The following is a 17,929-nucleotide window of genomic DNA, read 5'->3' on the forward strand; positions in this document are numbered from 1 at the left end:
ATCGCTTCGGTCGCCTGCGCCATCACCTGCCCGCCGACTTCGGCCGAATTCGTCACGTCGCCCGCCGCTGCGCTGGCTTCCTGCGCCCGCTGCGCATTCTGCAGCACGGTAGAAGCCAGTTGCTCCATCGCCGCCGACGTTTCTTCGATGGTCGCTGCCTGCTTGGTGGTGCGTTCCGAGAGATCATTGGCACCCGAGAGAATTTCTCCCGTCGCGGTCTTCAGCGTACCTGAAGTCTCGCGCAGTTCGCCGACGACGTCGGTCAGCCGATCCGCCACCGCGTTGACGTCCGACTTCAGCCGCGCAAAGGCGCCCTGATAGTCTCCTTCCATGCGATGGGTCAGATCGGTATTGGCCAGCGCCGACAGCACGACACCGGTCTCCCCGACCCCGCGATCCACAGTCTCGACCAAACCGTTCACCGACCGCGCCAGCGCATTGAGTTCGTCATCGGGGAACTCGGCCTCAACCCGCTGCGAAAAATCGCCGGCAATAGCCGCATCAACCACATGCCCGAACGAGCGCTGCAGGTCGGTCATCATCTGCTGGCGGCTTTCCTGTTCGGCAATGATCCGCGCCGCTTCCGCCTCGGTCATCTGGCTGACGCGCAGCCCGTTTTCCCGGAACACTTCCACCGCCCGCGCCATGGCGCCGATCTCGTTGCGACGGTCCACATACTGAACTTCGGTATCGAAATTACCCTCGGCAATCGCCTCCATGGTCGCGGCAAGCCGGGGTACGGGCCGCGTCATTTGCCGCGCAACGATCAGCGCAATGGCGCCCATGACGGTCAACAGCACGCCGCCGATGACCAGCATGCCCGGGATGGAAGCCCGCGCCGCGCCTTGAGCCGCCTCGATATCCGCACCGACCCAGAAGGCACCGAGGAGCGTGTTGTCGAGTTTGAGCACGGGGAAGAATTCGCCCCAATAGGTCTTGCCCAGAAGCACGACCTCGCCCTCATAGGGCAGCGATTGCGACAGGGCCGCATGGGCCGGGCTCTGCGGATCCACGGCGAACTCCACGGCCCGCTTGTCGCCTTCGCCGGCAAAGCTCGAGGTCTTGGCCAGGAACTGCCCTGTTGCCGGGTCGATCGCAAAGACCACGGCTTCGTTGCCGGTCACGCGGGTGATCGAATCAATGGTGCCATTGTCGTAAAAGCGCGGAATGGAATAGGTCTGGAAAGCGCCAACGCTATTGTCCTCGGCCCAGGTCACCACGGAACTCGCGAGACGCTTTTCGAGGATCGTCGCGGCCGTCTTGAGGTCGGTTCGCTGCTGGAGCTGGGCCTGGTGCAGGGCCTGCTGGTGCAGTCCCATATAATTACTGACCGAATAGGCGATGATCGTCACGACGATGCTGCCGAGGACCAGTCCGGAAATAGCCGTGGTCAGCTTGATGCTGCCAAGCGCGGAAAAAAGTTTCATGCATCCCCCTGAGCACCCTGCCCGGTGCCGTCGCCCCAAATCTTCCGGCGCATCCTAGAGAGCGGAGGGTTAATGCAGGGTTGCTTGTATGGTAGCGCGGACAAGAAAAAGGGCGCCAGCGGCGCCCTTTTTCCTCGAAGCCACAATGATCTAGAACTCGCTCCAGTCATCGGCCTTCACCGCGGCATTGCCGTGACTGAGATAGGCTTTGGCGACCGATTTGAGTTTTTGCTGAATGCCGCGCGCGCCGTGCGGTTCGGCAGGGCGTGACGCGGGAGCGTTTCTGCGCTCATCGGTCGCAAAGATATCGACAATCCCGTCGAGCTTGTTGGCCTGCGCTTCGGTCTGCTCGATGGCGGCATTCATCTCTTCCACCAGCGCGGCATTGTGCTGGGTCATTTCGTCCATTTGCCGCACGGCCGCATTGACTTCTTCGATGGAAGACGCCTGTTCGCGGCTTTCCCGGGCAATGCCATTCATCAATTCATTGGACGAGCGCGCCGCTTCCAGCATGGCCGCCAATTTCGCAGCCGCATCGCCAACAAGCCGTGTGCCGCCCTTCACTTCCGTCGCGCTCTGCTCGATCAGCTGCTTCACATCCGAAGAAGCGCTGGCCGCAGATTGTGCGAGACGGCGCACTTCGACGGCCACCACCGCAAAGCCCTTGCCCGCCTCGCCCGCCCGTGCTGCTTCCACCGAAGCGTTCAGAGCCAGCAGATTGGTCTGGAAAGCAATGTCGTCGATCATCCCGATGATGTTGGAGATTTTGGCCGACGATTGCGTAATCTTCTCCATGGCTTCGGTCGCCTGCGCCATCACCTGCCCGCCGACTTCGGCCGAATTCGTCACGTCGCCCGCCGCTGCGCTGGCTTCCTGCGCCCGCTGCGCATTCTGCNGCTTCGGTCGCCTGCGCCATCACCTGCCCGCCGACTTCGGCCGAATTCGTCACGTCGCCCGCCGCTGCGCTGGCTTCCTGCGCCCGCTGCGCATTCTGCAGCACGGTCGAAGCCAATTGCTCCATCGCCGCCGACGTTTCTTCGATCGTCGCTGCCTGCTTGGTGGTGCGCTCGGAGAGATCATTAGCGCCCGAGAGGATTTCCCCGGTCGCGGTTTTCAAGGTCCCCGAGGTCTCGCGCAGTTCGCCGACCACATCGGTCAGACGATCCGCCACCGCATTGACGTCCGATTTCAGCCGCGCAAAGGCGCCCTGATAGTCCCCTTCCATGCGATGGGTCAGATCGGTATTGGCCAGAGCCGAAAGCACGACGCCGGTTTCCCCGACGCCGCGATCGACGGTCTCGACCAGGCCATTGACCGACCGCGCCAGGGCATTGAGTTCGTCATCAGGGAACTCGGCTTCTACCCGGCGTGAAAAATCGCCTGCAATAGCAGCATCAACCACATGCCCGAACGAACGCTGCAATTGCTGCATCATGGCGGCACGATCCGCCTGCCCGCGAATGATGGAGGCCGCTTCCGCCTCGGTCATTTCGGCCATGCGCAGCCCATTCTGCCGGAACACTTCCACCGCCCGCGCCATGGCGCCGATTTCATCGCCGCGCGCGCCGCCCGCCACGTCCACCGAAAGGTCACCCTCGGCCAGGGTTTCCATCGTATGGGTCAGACGCGAGATCGGCCGGCTGATCGAACGGGCAAAGAAGAACCCCAGCACTGCCGCGATGGCGAGGAGCACACCACCAACCAGCAGCGTCATATTGCGCATGCTGACGACCGGGGCAAAGGCCTCATCTTCGGGCTGCACCGCCGTCACCGCCCAGGTCACATTGCCCACGCTGACCGGCTCGGCCCGCACCACCATGGGGGCGCCGCGATAGTCCGTGCTCATGCCTTCGCGCGCCTCGCCGGAAAAGGCCGCGGTCACCACATCGGAGGTCAGCGCGGTCACGAGAACGTCGTCTTCCGCGGTCTTGGGCGATTCGCTGCGCAGCAGTCCATCCTGCCCGACAACGACGACTTCGCCGCTCTTTCCCATGCCCGAAAGTTCTGACACGCGCACGCTCATCGCCACCGGCGAAATCGCCAGCACCATGACGCCGGTCTTCTCTTCCTTCTCGAACACCGGCATGGCCATAAAACTTTGCGGCGTGCCGGCCGGTCCATAGACGGAAAAATCGACAAAGGCCGCCGAACCATCGGGCAGGTCCTTGGCCGCGGCAAAGGCCTGACCGAGCCCTGAAGCAGCCAGAACCGGATCGGCAACGACATTGCCGGCAAAATCCATGTTCTTGGCGACCGAATAGACCACATCCCCCGCAGCGCTGACGAGCAGCACGTCGGAATAACCGCGCTCGACCTGCAAAGTGCGGAAGCCGGGATGGAAGCGCTTGTGCGGCGCGTCATAGGTTGCGCCCTTGGCCCCGACGCTGTCGACTGCGGCCCGGTCTGCCGGATTGGGATTTTCGGTGACATAGGCGGTCTGCAATTGCAGCGCCGCGCGTTCCTTGAGCCCCATGCGCAATTCCTCGAGCGCCCGGGTCAGGTTCTTCATCGCCGTCACGGTATCGGAGCGCTGCACGAAGAGCCTGAGATCAACCTCGGCGCTCGAGAAATAGTCGCTCACCAGCGTTCTGGCGGTCGTCAGCGCGGCCTGCATGGATTGGTTGCGCTGTTCCTCGACCGTGCCGAGCCCGATGAAATAGCTGGCAATGCCGACCCCGGCACTGACCACCAGCGCCGAACCAACCAAAGCCAGCGGCAGCTTCTGCGCGATGCGCAGTTGCGGAAATATCCTCACCCTCGTCCCCCCGAGCCTGCCCGATCTCCGGCCTTTTGGCCGGGCCGCCTCCCGGCCGGCGTAGCGCCAAGCGAGATCGGACGAATTGCGTCCTGCAATCGATACACTTTTAGGTTTAACTACTTATTACGCCCGAACCTCGCCCCAAAACGCAAAGCGCCCGCAGCCTTCCGGGCTGCGGGCGCTTCAGCAATGGGTTCTGTCGTCAGACGATCAGGTCAGCGCGCCGATCACCGCTTCGATGCGCTTTTTCATGGTCGAAACGTCGAATGGTTTGATGATGTAGTTGTTGACGCCCGCCGAAATGGCTTCCTTCACCTGCTCGGCGTCCGAACGGCCGGTCGCCATGATGAAAGGCATGGCCTGGGTGCGCGGATGCTTGCGGATCACCTTGAGCAAGGTAAGCCCGTCGATATCGTCCATGTTCCAGTCGGAAATGATCAGATCGACATTGGCGCCTTCGAGCTTGCCCAAGGCATCGCGGCCCGACTTGGCCTCGATGATATCCTTGAAGCCGAGCTGATTGAGAATGTACTTACAGATGCCACGCATGGACTGCTGGTCATCAACGATCAGGACGCTGACAGCACTGGCTTTTGGCATGGACTCTATCTACCTCTTACCGCCGGAGCCTGGGCCCCGGTATTCAAGTTCATCCTAGGGGGGAGAGGTTACAATTCTCTCAATTGCGACGGGTGGATTGCAGGCTTGGCGTTAAAGCATATCCCCCAAACTCGCCCCGGTTTCGGGCGAGGGACATGCGATAAATCAGGCCGCGGAGCGCAAACGCACCAGCGCATTGGCAAGCTTGACCGCCACCTGTTCGAGCGGCGCCTGTTCCACCACCGCGCCTTCCTCGAAGGCAACGCGCGGCATGCCATAGACAAGAGCCGAAGCCTGGCTCTGGCCCACCGTATAAGCGCCGGCCTCGCGCATCAGTTTGAGGCCCCGCGCCCCGTCGCGTCCCATGCCGGTGAGGATCGCCCCGACCGCCATATGGCCGACGGCCTTGGCCACGGATTCAAACAGCACATCGACGCTGGGCCGATGACCGCTGGTCAGCTCGTCCTGGCTCAACCGGCATTTCAGCTGCCCCGAAGTGCGCTCGACGCGCAGGTGATAATCGCCCCGCGCCACATAGGCGTGGCCGCGTTCGAGCACCATGCGATCCTCGGCTTCGACCACCTTGATGGCGCAAAGCTCGTCGAGCCGCGCCGCAAAGCGGCCGGTAAAACCGGCCGGCATATGCTGGGCGATAACCACTGGCGGGCAATCGGCCGGCATATTGGTGAGAACGGCGCGGATCGCTTCGACACCACCGGTCGATGCGCCAAGAGCAATGAGCGCGCCATCGGGCGCCGCTGCGGTTTTCACCGTCGTCTTGGGCGCTTCGATCCGCGTGGCTGACGCGCGCACGTCGGCGCGCGCCGCATCGCGAATCTTGTCGCGCAGACTCGCCCCAAAGGCATCGAGCCCGCCGGCAAATTCGGCACTGGGCTTAGCGACGAAATCGACCGCACCGAGTTCGAGCGCCAGCAGGGTTTCGCTGGCGCCCTTCTTGGTGAGGGTCGAGACCATCACCACCGGCATGGGCCTGAGGCGCATCAGCTTTTCGAGGAAATCGAGCCCGTTCATATTGGGCATTTCGATATCGAGCGTCACCACATCGGGGTCGAGAACCTTGATCTTCTCGCGCGCCTCGATCGGATCGGTTGCCGTGCCGACGACATCGATATCGCCATCGCGCGTCAACATGCGGGTGAGCACCTCGCGAATGAGGGCCGAGTCGTCGACGACCAGAACCTTGATAGTCATGCTGCTTCTCGTTTGTTCATCCGCTTGGATTGATAGATGGTCTTGCCCACGAGGCGGAAACCTTCCCCGCCCGAACCCAGATTTTCCGAGTGGCCGATATAGAGGAAGGCTTCGGGGGCAAGGAGCTTGCCGAAGCGGCCGAAGACCGCCCCTTGCGTCGGTTTGTCGAAATAGATTGCCACATTGCGGCAGAAAATCGCGTCGAACGGACCCTTCATCGGCCATTCGGCGATCAGGTTCAGCGGCTTGAACGAGACCAGCTCCCGCGCCGCCTGCGGCACCTGCACAGTGCCGTCGCTCAATTTCTGGAACGGGCGGGCCCGCTCCCCGCTCAGGCCCGAAAGCTCGTTTTCCGGGTAAATGCCGCGCGCCGCCTTGGCGATCACGGCCGTATCGATATCGGTCGCCAGAATCTTGAAATCCCAGCGCTTGAGCTCGGGAAAGGCGGCAAGCAGATCCATGCCGATCGTATAGGGCTCCTGCCCCGTCGAGCAGCCGGCCGACCAGATGCGCAGTCGCTGGCCGCGCGGGCGTTCGCTCATCAGCGCGCCGACATAGGTCTTGAGGTGATCGAAATGATGATCTTCGCGATAAAAGCGCGTGAGATTGGTGGTCAGTGCGTTGACGAAATTCTGCCCGTCGCTCGCCGAAGCGCCCTTTTCGAGGTAGTCGACATAGTCGTCGAAGCTGGACAACTCGAGCGCGCGCACGATTTTGGAAAGGCGCGACACCACCAACGTTCGCTTGGCGTCGCTGAGGGAAATGCCGGCGACCTTATAGACGCGGCTTTTGATGCGCGAAAATTCGCGCTCGCTGAGGGAAATTTCTCCCTGTTCCATGAAACCTTCCCCGACTACCAAGCCCTTGTCACGCAACGGCAAGTTACCGTTCCGCCAGCATGATCGCGATCTCAGCGTCATACTATTGAGCCAAAGTCATTCTGGCCGGTTCATTCCTTAGATTGCGTAAATTCCGCCCGGAATACCGGGCAATATTTGCGCGAGACAGCCTAGAAAAGTTCGATATCGTCGACCGCTGCCGGCACCACGACGCGGCGCTTGGCGAGCGCCAGTTCTTCCTTGGCAACATTGGCGCCCATATCGCTGTCGAGCCGTTTGACGAAGGCACGGCCGGAATGGGGCTTGAACAATACCCGTCGCGCGAACATGCCGCCGAGATCTTCGCTCGAGGCCATATAGCCTTCGTCGGCCAGGAACTGGCGCACGAATTCGATATTCTTGGCCCCGACATCATCGAGCGCCGTGTTGATCTTGCCGCCGCCAAACACCTTGATCTCGAGATTGGACTTCTTGCCCGAGCCCTGCGAGAGCACCTTGTTGATCAGCTGTTCCATGGCAAAGGCGCCATAGCGGGCCGAAGCGCCATAGCGGTCCCTCGCCGAACCGGACTGTTCTGCGAGGAGAAAATGGTTCATCCCGCCGACATTGGCGGCGCGGTCCCTAACGCAGGCCGAGATGCATGAACCCAGAACCGTCGAAAAGGTGACATCCTGCGCCGCAGAAACGTGGCAATCACCCTGATGGACAGTCGTGACGATGCCTCTGTCGAATTCAGGAGGCAGGGAGCTATTCTGGCTCATTTGTCTACGAATACCCGTCGAGTCCGATTGCCCCCAACCCTAGCTTCAACTCGTTAGCCAAACGCTAACCACGCTACGCGGGTGATCCCGATCTGGCCGATACAGCAAGAAGCGGTTTAGAAATATTCAGATACTGTAAGGTGGTAGACCTGAGGTTATGTGTATGTCATTGCAGAAACTGGCAAGAGAGCTCGACGAGACAGCCCGTCAGTCCGCCGCAATGTTGGAAGGGATCACCGAAGCCCTCGACCTGCTGACCGATTCGTCGGCCGGCAGGGATGCTTCCGTGCGCCAGGCCATGCTCATGATCATCACCGCCCTCCAGGGCCAGGATCGCATCGAACAGCGCTGCCGCAATATGGCGCTGGCCGCCCGCCAGTTCTCACTGCTTCCCCCGACCGCCCCTGAAAGCGTCTACGACGAAATCTGGCAGAGCCTGACGCTCGACGAACTACGCGTCCCCGCCCTCTCCGGCATCGCCGCCAACCAGCCCCACGGCGAGATCGAGCTGTTTTAGGCAGGGCAAGTCAGGCTGCTATCGACCCCGTTTCGGAAGTTGAGCCACGCTCACCTCGAGCTTGTAAGCAGACAGTCGACTTGGGTGACATGGACGACCGAATGCTAATAACAGTGCAAGGCCCGGTCTATTTCAGCCAAAACGATGAGACCGCCATGTTTGAGTGGCTCGGGCGCATCGGAGTTGTAAGTGATGTGACCGGTGAGGGCCATAACCTCACAATATGCCTGAGGCGCGCTCCGACCGACGATCAGTTGCGCGATCTGCTGGCACTGTTCCATCGATATCAGATGAATATGAGGCCTCTGGCCGCCCTGCGAACGGCCAAGAATGAAAGCTGGTTCTCAGATCGAAGCAACTATTGGTTCGGTTCGGTGTTCGGGAACGCTTGAAGGCTGCGTCGTTCAGAGGTTGGACCCTAAGAACTAGGCCTCAGGCAAATTGACTGGACCGCCGAAAAAATGGTTGGCCATTTCGTTGATGAAACCAGCCTCTAAAATCGGTAGTCCGGAGGCGTCTCCGATTACCGAGTCGATGCCGCATCGCGGGCACATCGCGGTCAGGCCATCATCGATCCACTCCAAAATGTTGCTCGGTGGAAAAGTGCTCATGCAGAAAAAACAGACACAGGTGCTGCTACTCTCGATTTCCGCTCTATGCTTCCAAGAGTGTTCGTGCGCGGCTCTAATTTGTATTCCGTCCACTAACTTCCTCCCTCAGCCAGTAGACTAGCAGCGAAAATGCCGCGACAGAAGTTGAAAGGTTGGAGATAGCGGATCGTCCGCTCCCCCTAGGCTGTCAGTCTCCGAACGATCTGAGAGGCTCGAGGTATCTGTCGTGAAGAAAAGACGCACCGCTCAACTGAGGAAAAGGTCACGAACCGCCATTCGCGCGCCGCTCGCTGAACTGAATAATTGGCCACCATTGCATGCCCAATTGGCCAATAGACGATCGCGGAAGATACCAATTTCGCTCTTTTATAAGCTAAGGATGCACAGCTACACCTATGCCGGATCGCTAAAATGGCGGGTACAGGAGGCCGGTCGGATAACTCGTCTTCTCCACGGCACGCAGGCGGTCGATGAAGGCAACAGCCAATCACGATAGAGAACATGCTTCGAGCCGGGACTACTTCCCGCGGCTGTTGATCCACTGCCAGAAGCCACGCTACGCGGGGCAGCAATCGCCCCCAACATTCCGCGCTCACAAAACAAAAAAAGAGCGCCTTGCGGCGCCCTTCGTGAACTCAGATTTTGTAGCTCTTAGCCGTCGAGCTTGGCGCCGTTGACCACGGCATGCAGGTCAATCAGACCCACCATGCGGCTGTCATGGGTGATGATGCCGTTGAGGAGTTCCGTGTCAATGGCATTGCCTTCGGGCACATTGTGAATGTCTTCGCGGCTGACGGTCAGAATGTCGCTGACAGCATCGACGAGGATGCCGACCCACTTGTCCCCGACGCTCATCACCACGACGACGTGGTTCTTGGTGGGCGAGGTCTGGCCATCGCCAAAACGGGCGCGCAGGTCGAAGATCGGCACGATGGTACCGCGCAGGTTGATCACGCCGCGCACGAAGTCGCGCGTGTTCGGCAGCGGGGTCGCACCATTCCAGGCGCGGATTTCGCGCACCGTGGTGATCTCGACGCCATAGGTCTGATCGCCGATGGAGAAGGCGATAAGTTGCAGGGTGTTCTGGCCTGCGACGGCCGTTTTATCCCCATTGTCTTCGCGGAGGCTGAGCGCTTCCATTGTCCTGGCCTTTCTGCCGCCCTTCTGGGCCGGTTACACACTGTGAGCGGCTGACACGCCGCCCCTTACTCGTATTCCGGCGCGGCATGCCGCCGCGCCACTTGGCCCAACTAGGCCGCGTTCTGATGGATCTGGTGAACCCTGAGGCCCTGCACGTCGACGATCAGCGCGACATTGCCATCGCCGAGGATCGTGCCGCCGGCAATGCCATCGACCTGCTCGAAGTTTTCTTCGAGCGATTTGATGACCACCTGCTGCTGGCCGATGATGTCGTCGACGACCAACGCCACTTTCTGGCTGCCTTCGCTTTCGCAGAGGACCACGAAGCGATCGTCCGGCGCCTTGTTCGAATGCATGCCGAAGCGCTGGGCCACATCGATGACCTGCACATATTCGCCGCGCACCTGCAGCACCTGGCCGCCGGAGGGCACGCGCTCGAAGATCGCGCCCGAGCACTGCATGGTTTCAACGATCGAGGAGAGCGGCACGACATAGGGCGACTCGCCGACCTTGACGAGCATGACATCGAGCACCGCCAGGGTCAGCGGCAGGCGCAGCGTCACGCGCGAGCCCTTGCCCGACCACGAGCGGACATGCACCGAGCCGCCGATCTTCTTGATATTGGAGAGCACCACATCCATGCCGACGCCGCGGCCGGAAATATCGCTCACCGCATCCGCCGTCGAGAAGCCCGGAGCAAAGATCAACTGATCGATCTGTTCGTCGGTGGGCGTGATATCGGGCGCCACAAGGCCCTTGTCACGCGCCAGCTGCAACACGCGCTCACGGTTGATGCCATTGCCGTCGTCTTCGACGATGATGAGAATATTGCCGCCGGCCTGTTCGGCCGAAAGGCGAATGGTGCCAATGTCCGGCTTGCCGCGCGCCTTGCGCTTTTCCGGATCCTCGATGCCGTGGTCGGCCGAGTTACGGATCATGTGGGTCAGCGGATCGGAAAGCTGTTCGATGACGGTTTTGTCGATTTCGGTGTTTTCACCGATCGTCTCGAGCTTGATCTTCTTGCCGGTCTTGGTGGCGAGTTCACGCACGAGGCGCGGCATGCGCGAGAACACCGACTTCACGGGTTGCGCGCGGATGGCCATGACCGAATCCTGCAACCCGCGCGTCGTCTGCGCCAGCACTTCGAGGCCACGCACCAGTTCGGTGTAACGTGCGCGCAGATTTTCATCCATCTGCTGGGTCAGCATCGATTGGGTGATCACCAGTTCGCTGACCATGTTGACGACGCGATCGACCTTGTCGAGATCGACGCGGATCGACTGCACGCCAACGCTACGATTGCCGCCTTCTTCGCCACCTTCCCCGCTCGCTGCGGGTTTTGGTGCGACGACGGCCTTGGGCGCTGCCACCGGCACGGGACGCGGCGGTGCCGAGGCCGAGATTTCATTGGCGAGATCGGCAAAGCTGAGCGCCGGTTCGTCGGCAACAGGCTCTTGGGCAACAGGCTCCTGGGCGACAGGTTTTTCGGCAACCGGCACAGAAGGCGTATCGACGACCAGGCGCACAGGAGCGGCAGCCACTTCGTCTTCAGTCAGCGCCATGAGGTTCTCGTCAGCTTTGGCAGGTGGTACGGCCGCAACAGGGGCAGGGATCGGCGCGGCGGCCGGCAACATGGTATGACCGAGCGGCACCACTTCGATACTGCAATCGCCATCGACGAATTCGAAGACTTCGCGGATCGCGGCTTCACTCAGGTCGGGCGCAAACAGCGAAATTTCCCAGGAGCAATAGACCCCGAAAGGCTCGAAATCGCTGAGCGCCGGAATGTCGGTGAGAATGGCGCGGACACTGATCTCGCCCAAAGCCGCCAGTTCGCGAAACAGCAGCAGCGGATCATTGGCGCGCGAATAAAGCTGGCGATAGGGCGTGAACCGCACTTCCCAATGGCCCGGCTCGAGCGGCATGGGCGGCGCGTCGAACGTATCGGGCTCGGGCGCAGCCTCTGCCTCGACGGCCTCTTCGTCGCCGACGGAAAGCTCGACGCGCACCGGAGTGAATTCGATATCGAATTCCTCGATGATGTCGCCGCTCCACTCGTCTTCGTCGCCCCGCTGGCCGCGGGCAATAGCGTCGAAACGCTGCTTTTCTTCCTGGCCATAATCGGCGTCGAGCTCTTCCCCGCTCTGGGCCGCATTGATGTGGTCGCCAACGATATCATTGGCGCGAATGCAGAGGTTGACGACGTCGTCGGTCATCTCGACGCGGCCATCGCGCACATAATCGAGCAGCGTCTCATAGGCATGGGCAAAGCCCACGAGCGCAGAGAAGCCGAAAGCCCCGGCACCGCCCTTGATCGAATGGATGGCGCGGAAAACGGCATTGAGCCGGTCGGCGTCGCGCTCGCCCCCTTCGATCGCGGCGAACTGTTCTTCGAGCTCGTTCATCAGCTCGGAACATTCGTCGAAATAGGTGGCCTTGAAGTCGTCTAGGTCGCTCATGGCGCCGGTACCAGCCTTAAGAAGATCGTGTTAGTGGACCACGCGATGGATGACGCTGATCAGCTTGTCGGGATCGAAGGGTTTGACGATCCATCCCGTGCCGCCCGCGGCCTTGCCCTGGTCGCGCTTGTCCTGGCTGGTTTCGGTGGTCAGGATCAGGATGGGCAGGCTCTGGTACTGGCCGCTTGCCCGCACGTTCTTGATGAATTCGATGCCGTCCATGACGGGCATGTTGATGTCGGTGATGACAACATCGATATCGTGGCTCATCAGCACATCCAGGCCCTGCTTGCCGTCTTCGGCCTGCAGCACCTCGAAACCGGCATTGCTCAGCGTATGGTGCAACATGGCCAGGATGGTTCTGGAATCATCCACAGTCAGTACGCGCAATGTCATGGTTTCATCATCCCTGAAAATTGTGCGCCAAGGCCCAATCGATCGATCGCGGCCAACATGGCGGCGCTCGGCGCGTCGACAGCAAATTCATTATGGTTACGACGGGCCGTTTCAGCAGCGCTGATCAACATCAGCAGCCCATTGGTCGACACGCGCTGCACCGCGCTTGCGACAACGGTTACTGCACCATCTTCGACAGCGTCGATCAGCTTGTCACGAATCGCGTCCAGCGCGTCGAGGTCAATGACCTCTGGCAAGGCGATTGCGCTTGCTTCCTGATGTGCCATTTTCTGGCGTGCCCCCGGAGTTCTCTCCGTGGCCATATTCATCTGGAACGGTTTAAGAAGTGCTAATCGCCCGGATGCCGGGGCTTAGCACCGTTCAACGCCCAGCGCGCTTGCCGAGCCGGGCAAGTGGCTGTAACGAGGCGGCAGTATCAGGACAATCGCCATGACCAGCAAGATCGCTCTGACCGGGCTCGCCCGGGACCTCGCCGCCCGCGCCGATGCAGGCAGGCCCATTCGCGTCGGCGTCATCGGCTCGGGCGAAATGGGCACTGATCTCGTCACCCAGATGAGCCTGATGAAGGGCGTCGAAATGGCGGCCATCGCCACCCGCCGCCCCCACACTGCGCTTGCCGCCATGACCATCGCCTATGGCGACGACAGCCATGGCCGCGTGGTCGAGTCTCCTGCCGCCGCAACCGCCGCGATCGAACAGGGCAAGATCGCCGTCACCTCCGCTGAAACCCTCGTCACCACACCCAATATCGACGTCGTCATCGACGCGACCGGCAAGCCCGGCGTTGCCGCCGATTTCTCCCTGACCGCCATGGAGCATGGCAAGCATCTCGTCATGATGAATGTCGAGGCCGACGTCACCATCGGCCCCTATCTGAAAGCCCAGGCCGATCGCCTCGGCGTCGTCTATTCCGTGGGTGCCGGCGACGAACCCTCCTCCTGCATGGAGCTGATCGAATTCGTCACGGCGCTGGGCCTCGACATCGTCGCCGCCGGCAAGGGCAAGAACAATCCGCTCAAGCACGACGCCGTCCCCGACGACTATCGCGAGGAAGCCACCCGCCGGAACATGAACCCGCGCATGCTGGTCGAGTTCGTCGATGGCTCCAAAACCGCCGTCGAAATGACCGCCATCGCCAATGCCACGGGCCTGATGCCCGATATTCCGGGCATGCACGGCCCCAAGGCCGACCGCGACGACATGGCCAAGGTGCTGATTCCCAAGGCCGATGGCGGCATCCTCAACTCATCCGGCGTCGTTGATTTCACCATCGGCAAGGGCGTCGCCCCCGGCGTTTTCGTCATCGTTAGGGCTGACCACCCGCGCATCATCGAGCGCATGGACGACCTCCATATCGGCCACGGACCCTATTATGCCTTCTTCCGCCCCTATCACCTGACGAGCCTTGAAGTGCCGCTGACTTGCGCGCGCATCATGCTCACCGGCAAGCCGGACATGGTGCCCCTGCCCCGCCCCGTCGCCGAAGTCTGCGCCGTCGCCAAGCGCGATCTCTTGCCCGGCGAAGCGCTCGATGCCATTGGCGAAACCTGCTACCGCTCCTATGCCATGACCGCTGCCGACGCCCGCGCCGCCGGCGCCCTCCCGGTGGGCCTTCTCGAAGGCGGCAAGGTCACGGCCCCCATCGCCAAGGGCGCACTTCTCACCGCAGCCAACAGCCAGCCCGACACCTCCACCCGGCTTTTCGCCCTGCGCCAGGCGCAGGATAAAATGCTGGGCTATCTCTGAATTTCAACTCTGCGCCACATTCTCGTCGCCCTTAGTCCTAGAGATGTCCGAGACCTTTTTCTTCGGAGCGCCGACATGCGATCGCTTGGCCTTTTCGCCCTCGCCTTGTCCCTGCTGCCACTGAACGTGGCCGCGGCGCCCGCCGCCAAGACGAAAAGCCTTGCCGATTGCGCCGCCCTCGTGGCGTCGATATCAGACATTGTCACGGGTCCGAACAGCGCGGTGGAAGACATCGACGGCGGCTGCCGGGCCACCAATATCAGCTACGGCGTCTCCAGCTTCATGAGCTACAGCGTAGATGAAGTGACGCTGCGCAGTCCCGACCTGCTGGCAAATTTCCCCGCCGGTGACATCTTTGAAGCTGCCGAGCTGGACCTCAAGGGCGTGCGTTTCAAACCCCTGACCCATTCGCCGCTACAGGATTATATCCTCGCCCTCAACACGGTCGGCATGGACCTGCGCCTCGCCTATACGACGGATCCCGAAGCGCTGACCAGCCAGGCCGAATTTGAGTTCAGCGCGGAACGGCTTGGACGGTTTGCGATCAAAGCTTCCCTCTCCAATTTCGACAATACCGATGTCGATATCAACGACATCACCGAAGTCTCGGGCACGCTCAACCAGCTCGATTTCACGCTCGAAGACCGCGGCCTCTTCGCCGCCATCTTTGCCCCCGCCGTTCTCAACATGCTTTTCCCGCCGGACGAAGATCCGACCGGTGCGATCATGGTCATGCAGGAAACGGTCGTGGCGACGCTGGCCGGCCTGCCCGAAGGCACCCTTTCGCCCGGCTCGCTCGTTGCCCTTGGCACCCTGATCCGTGCCTTCCCCAAGCCCGAAGGCGATTGGCACCTCAATTTTGTGAGCGAGAGAGGCATCTCGCTCGACGACTTGAACGCGGACAACCCGGCCGCCATCGCCGCCATTCTCGCAGACGCGAAAATCACCGCGACGGGTGGGCCCGCCCAATAGAGCGGCCTAATTGCCGCGAATGGCGATCTTGCCCTTGCGACCCGGTTCGCCACTGGCGCGCACTGCCTCGGCCACTTCGCTGATCGGATAGGCCGCCTCGATTTCGAGCACCAACTTGCCGGCCGCGGCATCCCGCACCAGTTCACCCAGCAGTTCGCCGATGCGCTCGGGCTTCACCGGCGGCTTGGAGCCCCAGAACCCCTTTACCGAAATATTGCGGAACAGCAGTTCCCCCGCCGAAATTTTCAGCGGCCGCCCGGTCATGGCGCCAAAGCTGATCAGCTGGGCGCCATCGGCCAGAATGCTCGAGAGCTGCGTTGCCCCCTCGCCGCCAAGCGATTCAATGCCGCGAATGATCGGCGCCCCGCCCGTGATCGACTTGACCTTGTCCTGCCAGCCCGCGCTCTCGGTCGCCACCACTTGCCTGAAACCAAGCGCCGCCATTTCATCGACGGCCGCATCGCGCCGCACAAGGCCCAGCACCTTTACGCCCTTTTCCGCCGCATATTGTGTAAGAAGCTTGCCCACCGCGCCATTGGCGGCATTGATCGCAATCCAGTCGCCGGAATTGACCTCCAGCGTATCGAGCAGCATCTTGGATGAAAGCGGCATGGAGACGAGCTGACAGGCCGTTTCGTCACTGACGCTATCGGGAACCGGCACGAGCCGCGCCGCAGCACCGATATAATATTCGGCCCAGGTCTTTTCCCCGCCGCCGGCAACGCGCTGGCCAAGCTTGAGATGGGTGACGCCTTCGCCCAGCGCTTCCACGACGCCGACGGCCTCGGTCCCCGGCACAGCCGGCAGTTCGGGCTTGAAACCATATTGCCCGGCAATGGTCATCAGGTCATGATTGTGAACCGGCGAGAGCACCATCTTGATCAGCACCTGCCCCGCGCCTGGCTGTGGCCGATCGACGTCATCGGTTCGCAGGACTTTTTCCGGCGTGCCGAATTCGGAATAGATCGCGGTTTTCATGGCCGGCTCCTTTGGATTGATCTGCGGCTGAGATAAGCCTCTCCCGATGGTGTTCAACCCCGGCTTGCCTTCGACCGATGCATGAAATAAATGCTGACTAAGTTATTCAGGATTAAATCATGTCGACCGAAGCCTTCGATCCCCGCGCCCCGCAGCGCGTTCGTCACGACACGAAACTGCGTCTTCTTACGGTCACCGCGGTCACCGACATCACCCCGCTCATGCGCCGGGTCCGCCTCACCGGCGACATGGAGGGCTTTGTTTCCCCCGGCCATGCCGACCACATCAAGGCTTTCTTCTTTCCCGAAGGCGTGACGCCGCTGCTGCCGGCGATCGGTCCCAATGGCGTCGAATTCGAGCCCGGCACCCGCCCCGAAATGCGCGACTATACCCCGCGGTACTGGAACGCCGCCCAAGGCTGGATCGAACTCGATTTCGTGCTGCACGGCGATGGCCCCGCCTCAAGCTGGGCCGCTGCCGCAGCCGCCGGCAAGACCCTCGTCATCGGCGGCCCCCGCGGCTCCATGGTCGTCCCCACCACCTATGATTGGTACCTGCTTGTGGGCGACGAAACCGCCCTGCCCGCCATCGGCCGCCGCATCGAGGAATTGCCCAAGGGCGCCGTCGTCGTTGCAGTGATCGAAGTCGATAGCGCTGCCGAAGAGCAGCGCTTTGAAACCAAGGCCGACCTCGACCTCATCTATGTCCACCGCAATGGCGCGCCCGCCGGCAGCACGACGCTGTTGCTCGACACGCTCAAAACGCTCGACCTGCCCAGGGGCGATGCCTATGCCTATGTCGCGAGCGAAAGCGGCACGAGCAAAGCGGTCCGCCAGCATCTCACCGAAGAGCGCGGCTTCAAGTCCGAATGGGTAAAGGCGGCCGGCTATTGGCTGCTCGGCACCGCCGACGCGCACGAGCCGCATTGAGCCACTTGCCGGCCCGTCAAGGGCCGGCAAGTGGCAATTACTTGGCTTTCGTCTTGCCCGCTACCGGCGCATTGGCCCCGGCCTGCAACCCATCCATCAGAGCGCGCCATTCTTCATAGGCGGCTTCCTGGTCCGGCAGCGCCTCGCGCGAGCCACCGCGCTCGACCAGTTCGCTCAGCACCCGTTCCACATCCGGGCCCTGGCGATCACAAACGCCTGCTTCATCAAGCGCATCGAAGGCAGGCTTATAGAAAAGCGTATCGTAATCGTCGGTCGTCAGGTTGAGCTGGCCATAGGCGAGGAGATCAGCGGAATCAGTCAGCAGCGACCATTCTTCGTCGGTCACTTCATAGCCCGTGCAATTGCTCGAGATGACATTGGCCAGAACCACCCGTCCAAGAAATTCCTCGGCCGGATAGCCTTCATAAGTGCTGAGATCGGGCAGCTGTACGTAGATTTTGCCATCGGCCAGCGCCTGTTGCGCTCCCATTGCGAGAAGAAGGCCGGCCACGAGCACTTTCTTTAACATTACGCTTTCCCTGCTGTTCGTTTGCTCAAAAGGT

17 protein-coding genes and 1 pseudogene are annotated in these 17,929 nt (G+C 61.4%); 5 read left to right on the forward strand and 13 right to left on the reverse strand.

All coding sequences use genetic code 11. The features are described 5' to 3' along the window. The 7 genes and pseudogenes from ASD83_RS17710 to ASD83_RS17740 all read right to left on the reverse strand — a co-directional run. Positions 1–1,427, reverse strand: a 1,427-nt coding sequence (locus tag ASD83_RS17710; RefSeq protein WP_056313469.1) for a HAMP domain-containing protein, incomplete at its 3' end; no start/stop codon positions are given. Positions 1,428–1,577: 150 nt separating this feature from the next. Further along, complete coding sequence (locus ASD83_RS21390) at positions 1,578–2,243, reverse strand: methyl-accepting chemotaxis protein (RefSeq protein WP_244489238.1); 666 nt, start codon at positions 2,241–2,243, stop codon at positions 1,578–1,580. 80 nt (positions 2,244–2,323) lie between these two features. Further along, positions 2,324–4,041: pseudogene (locus ASD83_RS21515) on the reverse strand (methyl-accepting chemotaxis protein); the annotation flags it as partial. 354 nt (positions 4,042–4,395) lie between these two features. Next, entirely contained in the window at positions 4,396–4,785 is a 390-nt protein-coding gene (locus tag ASD83_RS17725; protein ID WP_035085417.1) for a response regulator, read from the reverse strand. Between the two features lie 165 nt (positions 4,786–4,950). Further along, on the reverse strand, positions 4,951–5,997 hold the full coding sequence (locus ASD83_RS17730) for a protein-glutamate methylesterase/protein-glutamine glutaminase (protein WP_056313475.1): 1,047 nt from the start codon (positions 5,995–5,997) through the stop codon (positions 4,951–4,953). After that, positions 5,994–6,836: a CheR family methyltransferase gene (locus ASD83_RS17735; protein WP_056313477.1), complete on the reverse strand. Its 843-nt coding sequence runs from the start codon at positions 6,834–6,836 to the stop codon at positions 5,994–5,996. The genes ASD83_RS17730 and ASD83_RS17735 overlap by 4 nt, the downstream gene beginning before the upstream one ends. Positions 6,837–7,006: 170 nt before the next feature. Continuing rightward, the gene (locus tag ASD83_RS17740) at positions 7,007–7,597 is read right to left on the reverse strand and encodes a chemotaxis protein CheD (RefSeq protein ID WP_056313479.1); all 591 of its coding nucleotides are present in this window, start codon (positions 7,595–7,597) and stop codon (positions 7,007–7,009) included. Between the two features lie 163 nt (positions 7,598–7,760). On the opposite strand from ASD83_RS17740, the gene ASD83_RS17745 reads away from it, so the two are divergent. Further along, positions 7,761–8,114, forward strand: coding sequence for a hypothetical protein (locus tag ASD83_RS17745; RefSeq protein WP_156386035.1), 354 nt, complete (start codon positions 7,761–7,763; stop codon positions 8,112–8,114). A gap of 101 nt (positions 8,115–8,215) precedes the next feature. Continuing rightward, positions 8,216–8,506 (forward strand): hypothetical protein, encoded by a 291-nt coding sequence (locus ASD83_RS17750; RefSeq protein ID WP_156386036.1) that lies wholly within the window; start codon positions 8,216–8,218, stop codon positions 8,504–8,506. 870 nt (positions 8,507–9,376) lie between these two features. On the opposite strand, the gene ASD83_RS17760 is transcribed toward ASD83_RS17750, so the two are convergent. The 4 genes from ASD83_RS17760 to ASD83_RS17775 all read right to left on the reverse strand — a co-directional run bounded on the left by ASD83_RS17760 (position 9,377) and on the right by ASD83_RS17775 (position 13,007). Next, positions 9,377–9,865, reverse strand: coding sequence for a chemotaxis protein CheW (locus ASD83_RS17760; RefSeq protein WP_056313484.1), 489 nt, complete (start codon positions 9,863–9,865; stop codon positions 9,377–9,379). Between the two features lie 110 nt (positions 9,866–9,975). Continuing rightward, positions 9,976–12,324 carry a chemotaxis protein CheA gene (locus tag ASD83_RS17765; RefSeq protein ID WP_056313487.1) on the reverse strand — a complete coding sequence of 783 codons (2,349 nt, stop codon included), beginning with the start codon at positions 12,322–12,324 and terminating at the stop codon, positions 9,976–9,978. Between the two features lie 30 nt (positions 12,325–12,354). Continuing rightward, positions 12,355–12,720, reverse strand: coding sequence for a response regulator (locus ASD83_RS17770; protein ID WP_035085423.1), 366 nt, complete (start codon positions 12,718–12,720; stop codon positions 12,355–12,357). Further along, positions 12,717–13,007, reverse strand: coding sequence for an STAS domain-containing protein (locus ASD83_RS17775; protein ID WP_056313488.1), 291 nt, complete (start codon positions 13,005–13,007; stop codon positions 12,717–12,719). Before ASD83_RS17775 ends, ASD83_RS17770 begins: the two co-directional genes overlap by 4 nt. A gap of 163 nt (positions 13,008–13,170) precedes the next feature. Between ASD83_RS17775 and ASD83_RS17780 the strand changes: the two genes are divergently transcribed. Beyond that, positions 13,171–14,487, forward strand: a complete 1,317-nt coding sequence (locus ASD83_RS17780; protein WP_056313490.1) for an NAD(P)H-dependent oxidoreductase — start codon at positions 13,171–13,173, stop codon at positions 14,485–14,487. A gap of 75 nt (positions 14,488–14,562) precedes the next feature. Continuing rightward, a complete protein-coding gene (locus ASD83_RS17785) occupies positions 14,563–15,459 on the forward strand; it encodes a hypothetical protein (RefSeq protein WP_056313492.1) in 897 nt (298 codons plus the stop codon). 6 nt (positions 15,460–15,465) lie between these two features. Here ASD83_RS17785 and ASD83_RS17790 read toward each other — a convergent pair whose 3' ends face one another. After that, positions 15,466–16,437, reverse strand: coding sequence for a zinc-binding dehydrogenase (locus tag ASD83_RS17790; RefSeq protein WP_056313494.1), 972 nt, complete (start codon positions 16,435–16,437; stop codon positions 15,466–15,468). A gap of 119 nt (positions 16,438–16,556) precedes the next feature. Between ASD83_RS17790 and ASD83_RS17795 the strand changes: the two genes are divergently transcribed. After that, complete coding sequence (locus ASD83_RS17795; RefSeq protein ID WP_056313495.1) at positions 16,557–17,366, forward strand: siderophore-interacting protein; 810 nt, start codon at positions 16,557–16,559, stop codon at positions 17,364–17,366. Between the two features lie 37 nt (positions 17,367–17,403). Here ASD83_RS17795 and ASD83_RS17800 read toward each other — a convergent pair whose 3' ends face one another. Continuing rightward, entirely contained in the window at positions 17,404–17,895 is a 492-nt protein-coding gene (locus tag ASD83_RS17800) for a hypothetical protein (protein WP_056313497.1), read from the reverse strand. Between the last annotated feature and the right edge of the window lie 34 nt (positions 17,896–17,929).

The sequence above is a fragment of the Devosia sp. Root685 genome (assembly GCF_001427875.1).
Taxonomy (GTDB): Bacteria; Pseudomonadota; Alphaproteobacteria; order Rhizobiales; family Devosiaceae; genus Devosia.

Excerpts from the sequence above, each read along its gene's own strand:
- ASD83_RS17750 (WP_156386036.1), top strand. The coding sequence starts at position 8,216 with ATGCTAATAACAGTGCAAGGCCCGGTCTATTTCAGCCAAAACGATGAG.
- ASD83_RS17740 (WP_056313479.1), bottom strand. The coding sequence starts at position 7,597 with ATGAGCCAGAATAGCTCCCTGCCTCCTGAATTCGACAGAGGCATCGTC.
- ASD83_RS17725 (WP_035085417.1), bottom strand. The coding sequence starts at position 4,785 with ATGCCAAAAGCCAGTGCTGTCAGCGTCCTGATCGTTGATGACCAGCAG.
- ASD83_RS17765 (WP_056313487.1), bottom strand. The coding sequence starts at position 12,324 with ATGAGCGACCTAGACGACTTCAAGGCCACCTATTTCGACGAATGTTCC.
- ASD83_RS17800 (WP_056313497.1), bottom strand. The coding sequence starts at position 17,895 with ATGTTAAAGAAAGTGCTCGTGGCCGGCCTTCTTCTCGCAATGGGAGCG.
- ASD83_RS17795 (WP_056313495.1), top strand. The coding sequence starts at position 16,557 with ATGTCGACCGAAGCCTTCGATCCCCGCGCCCCGCAGCGCGTTCGTCAC.
- ASD83_RS21390 (WP_244489238.1), bottom strand. The coding sequence starts at position 2,243 with ATGGCGCAGGCGACCGAAGCCATGGAGAAGATTACGCAATCGTCGGCC.
- ASD83_RS17730 (WP_056313475.1), bottom strand. The coding sequence starts at position 5,997 with ATGACTATCAAGGTTCTGGTCGTCGACGACTCGGCCCTCATTCGCGAG.
- ASD83_RS17735 (WP_056313477.1), bottom strand. The coding sequence starts at position 6,836 with ATGGAACAGGGAGAAATTTCCCTCAGCGAGCGCGAATTTTCGCGCATC.
- ASD83_RS17785 (WP_056313492.1), top strand. The coding sequence starts at position 14,563 with ATGCGATCGCTTGGCCTTTTCGCCCTCGCCTTGTCCCTGCTGCCACTG.
- ASD83_RS17790 (WP_056313494.1), bottom strand. The coding sequence starts at position 16,437 with ATGAAAACCGCGATCTATTCCGAATTCGGCACGCCGGAAAAAGTCCTG.
- ASD83_RS17745 (WP_156386035.1), top strand. The coding sequence starts at position 7,761 with ATGTCATTGCAGAAACTGGCAAGAGAGCTCGACGAGACAGCCCGTCAG.
- ASD83_RS17770 (WP_035085423.1), bottom strand. The coding sequence starts at position 12,720 with ATGACATTGCGCGTACTGACTGTGGATGATTCCAGAACCATCCTGGCC.
- ASD83_RS17780 (WP_056313490.1), top strand. The coding sequence starts at position 13,171 with ATGACCAGCAAGATCGCTCTGACCGGGCTCGCCCGGGACCTCGCCGCC.
- ASD83_RS17760 (WP_056313484.1), bottom strand. The coding sequence starts at position 9,865 with ATGGAAGCGCTCAGCCTCCGCGAAGACAATGGGGATAAAACGGCCGTC.
- ASD83_RS17775 (WP_056313488.1), bottom strand. The coding sequence starts at position 13,007 with ATGGCACATCAGGAAGCAAGCGCAATCGCCTTGCCAGAGGTCATTGAC.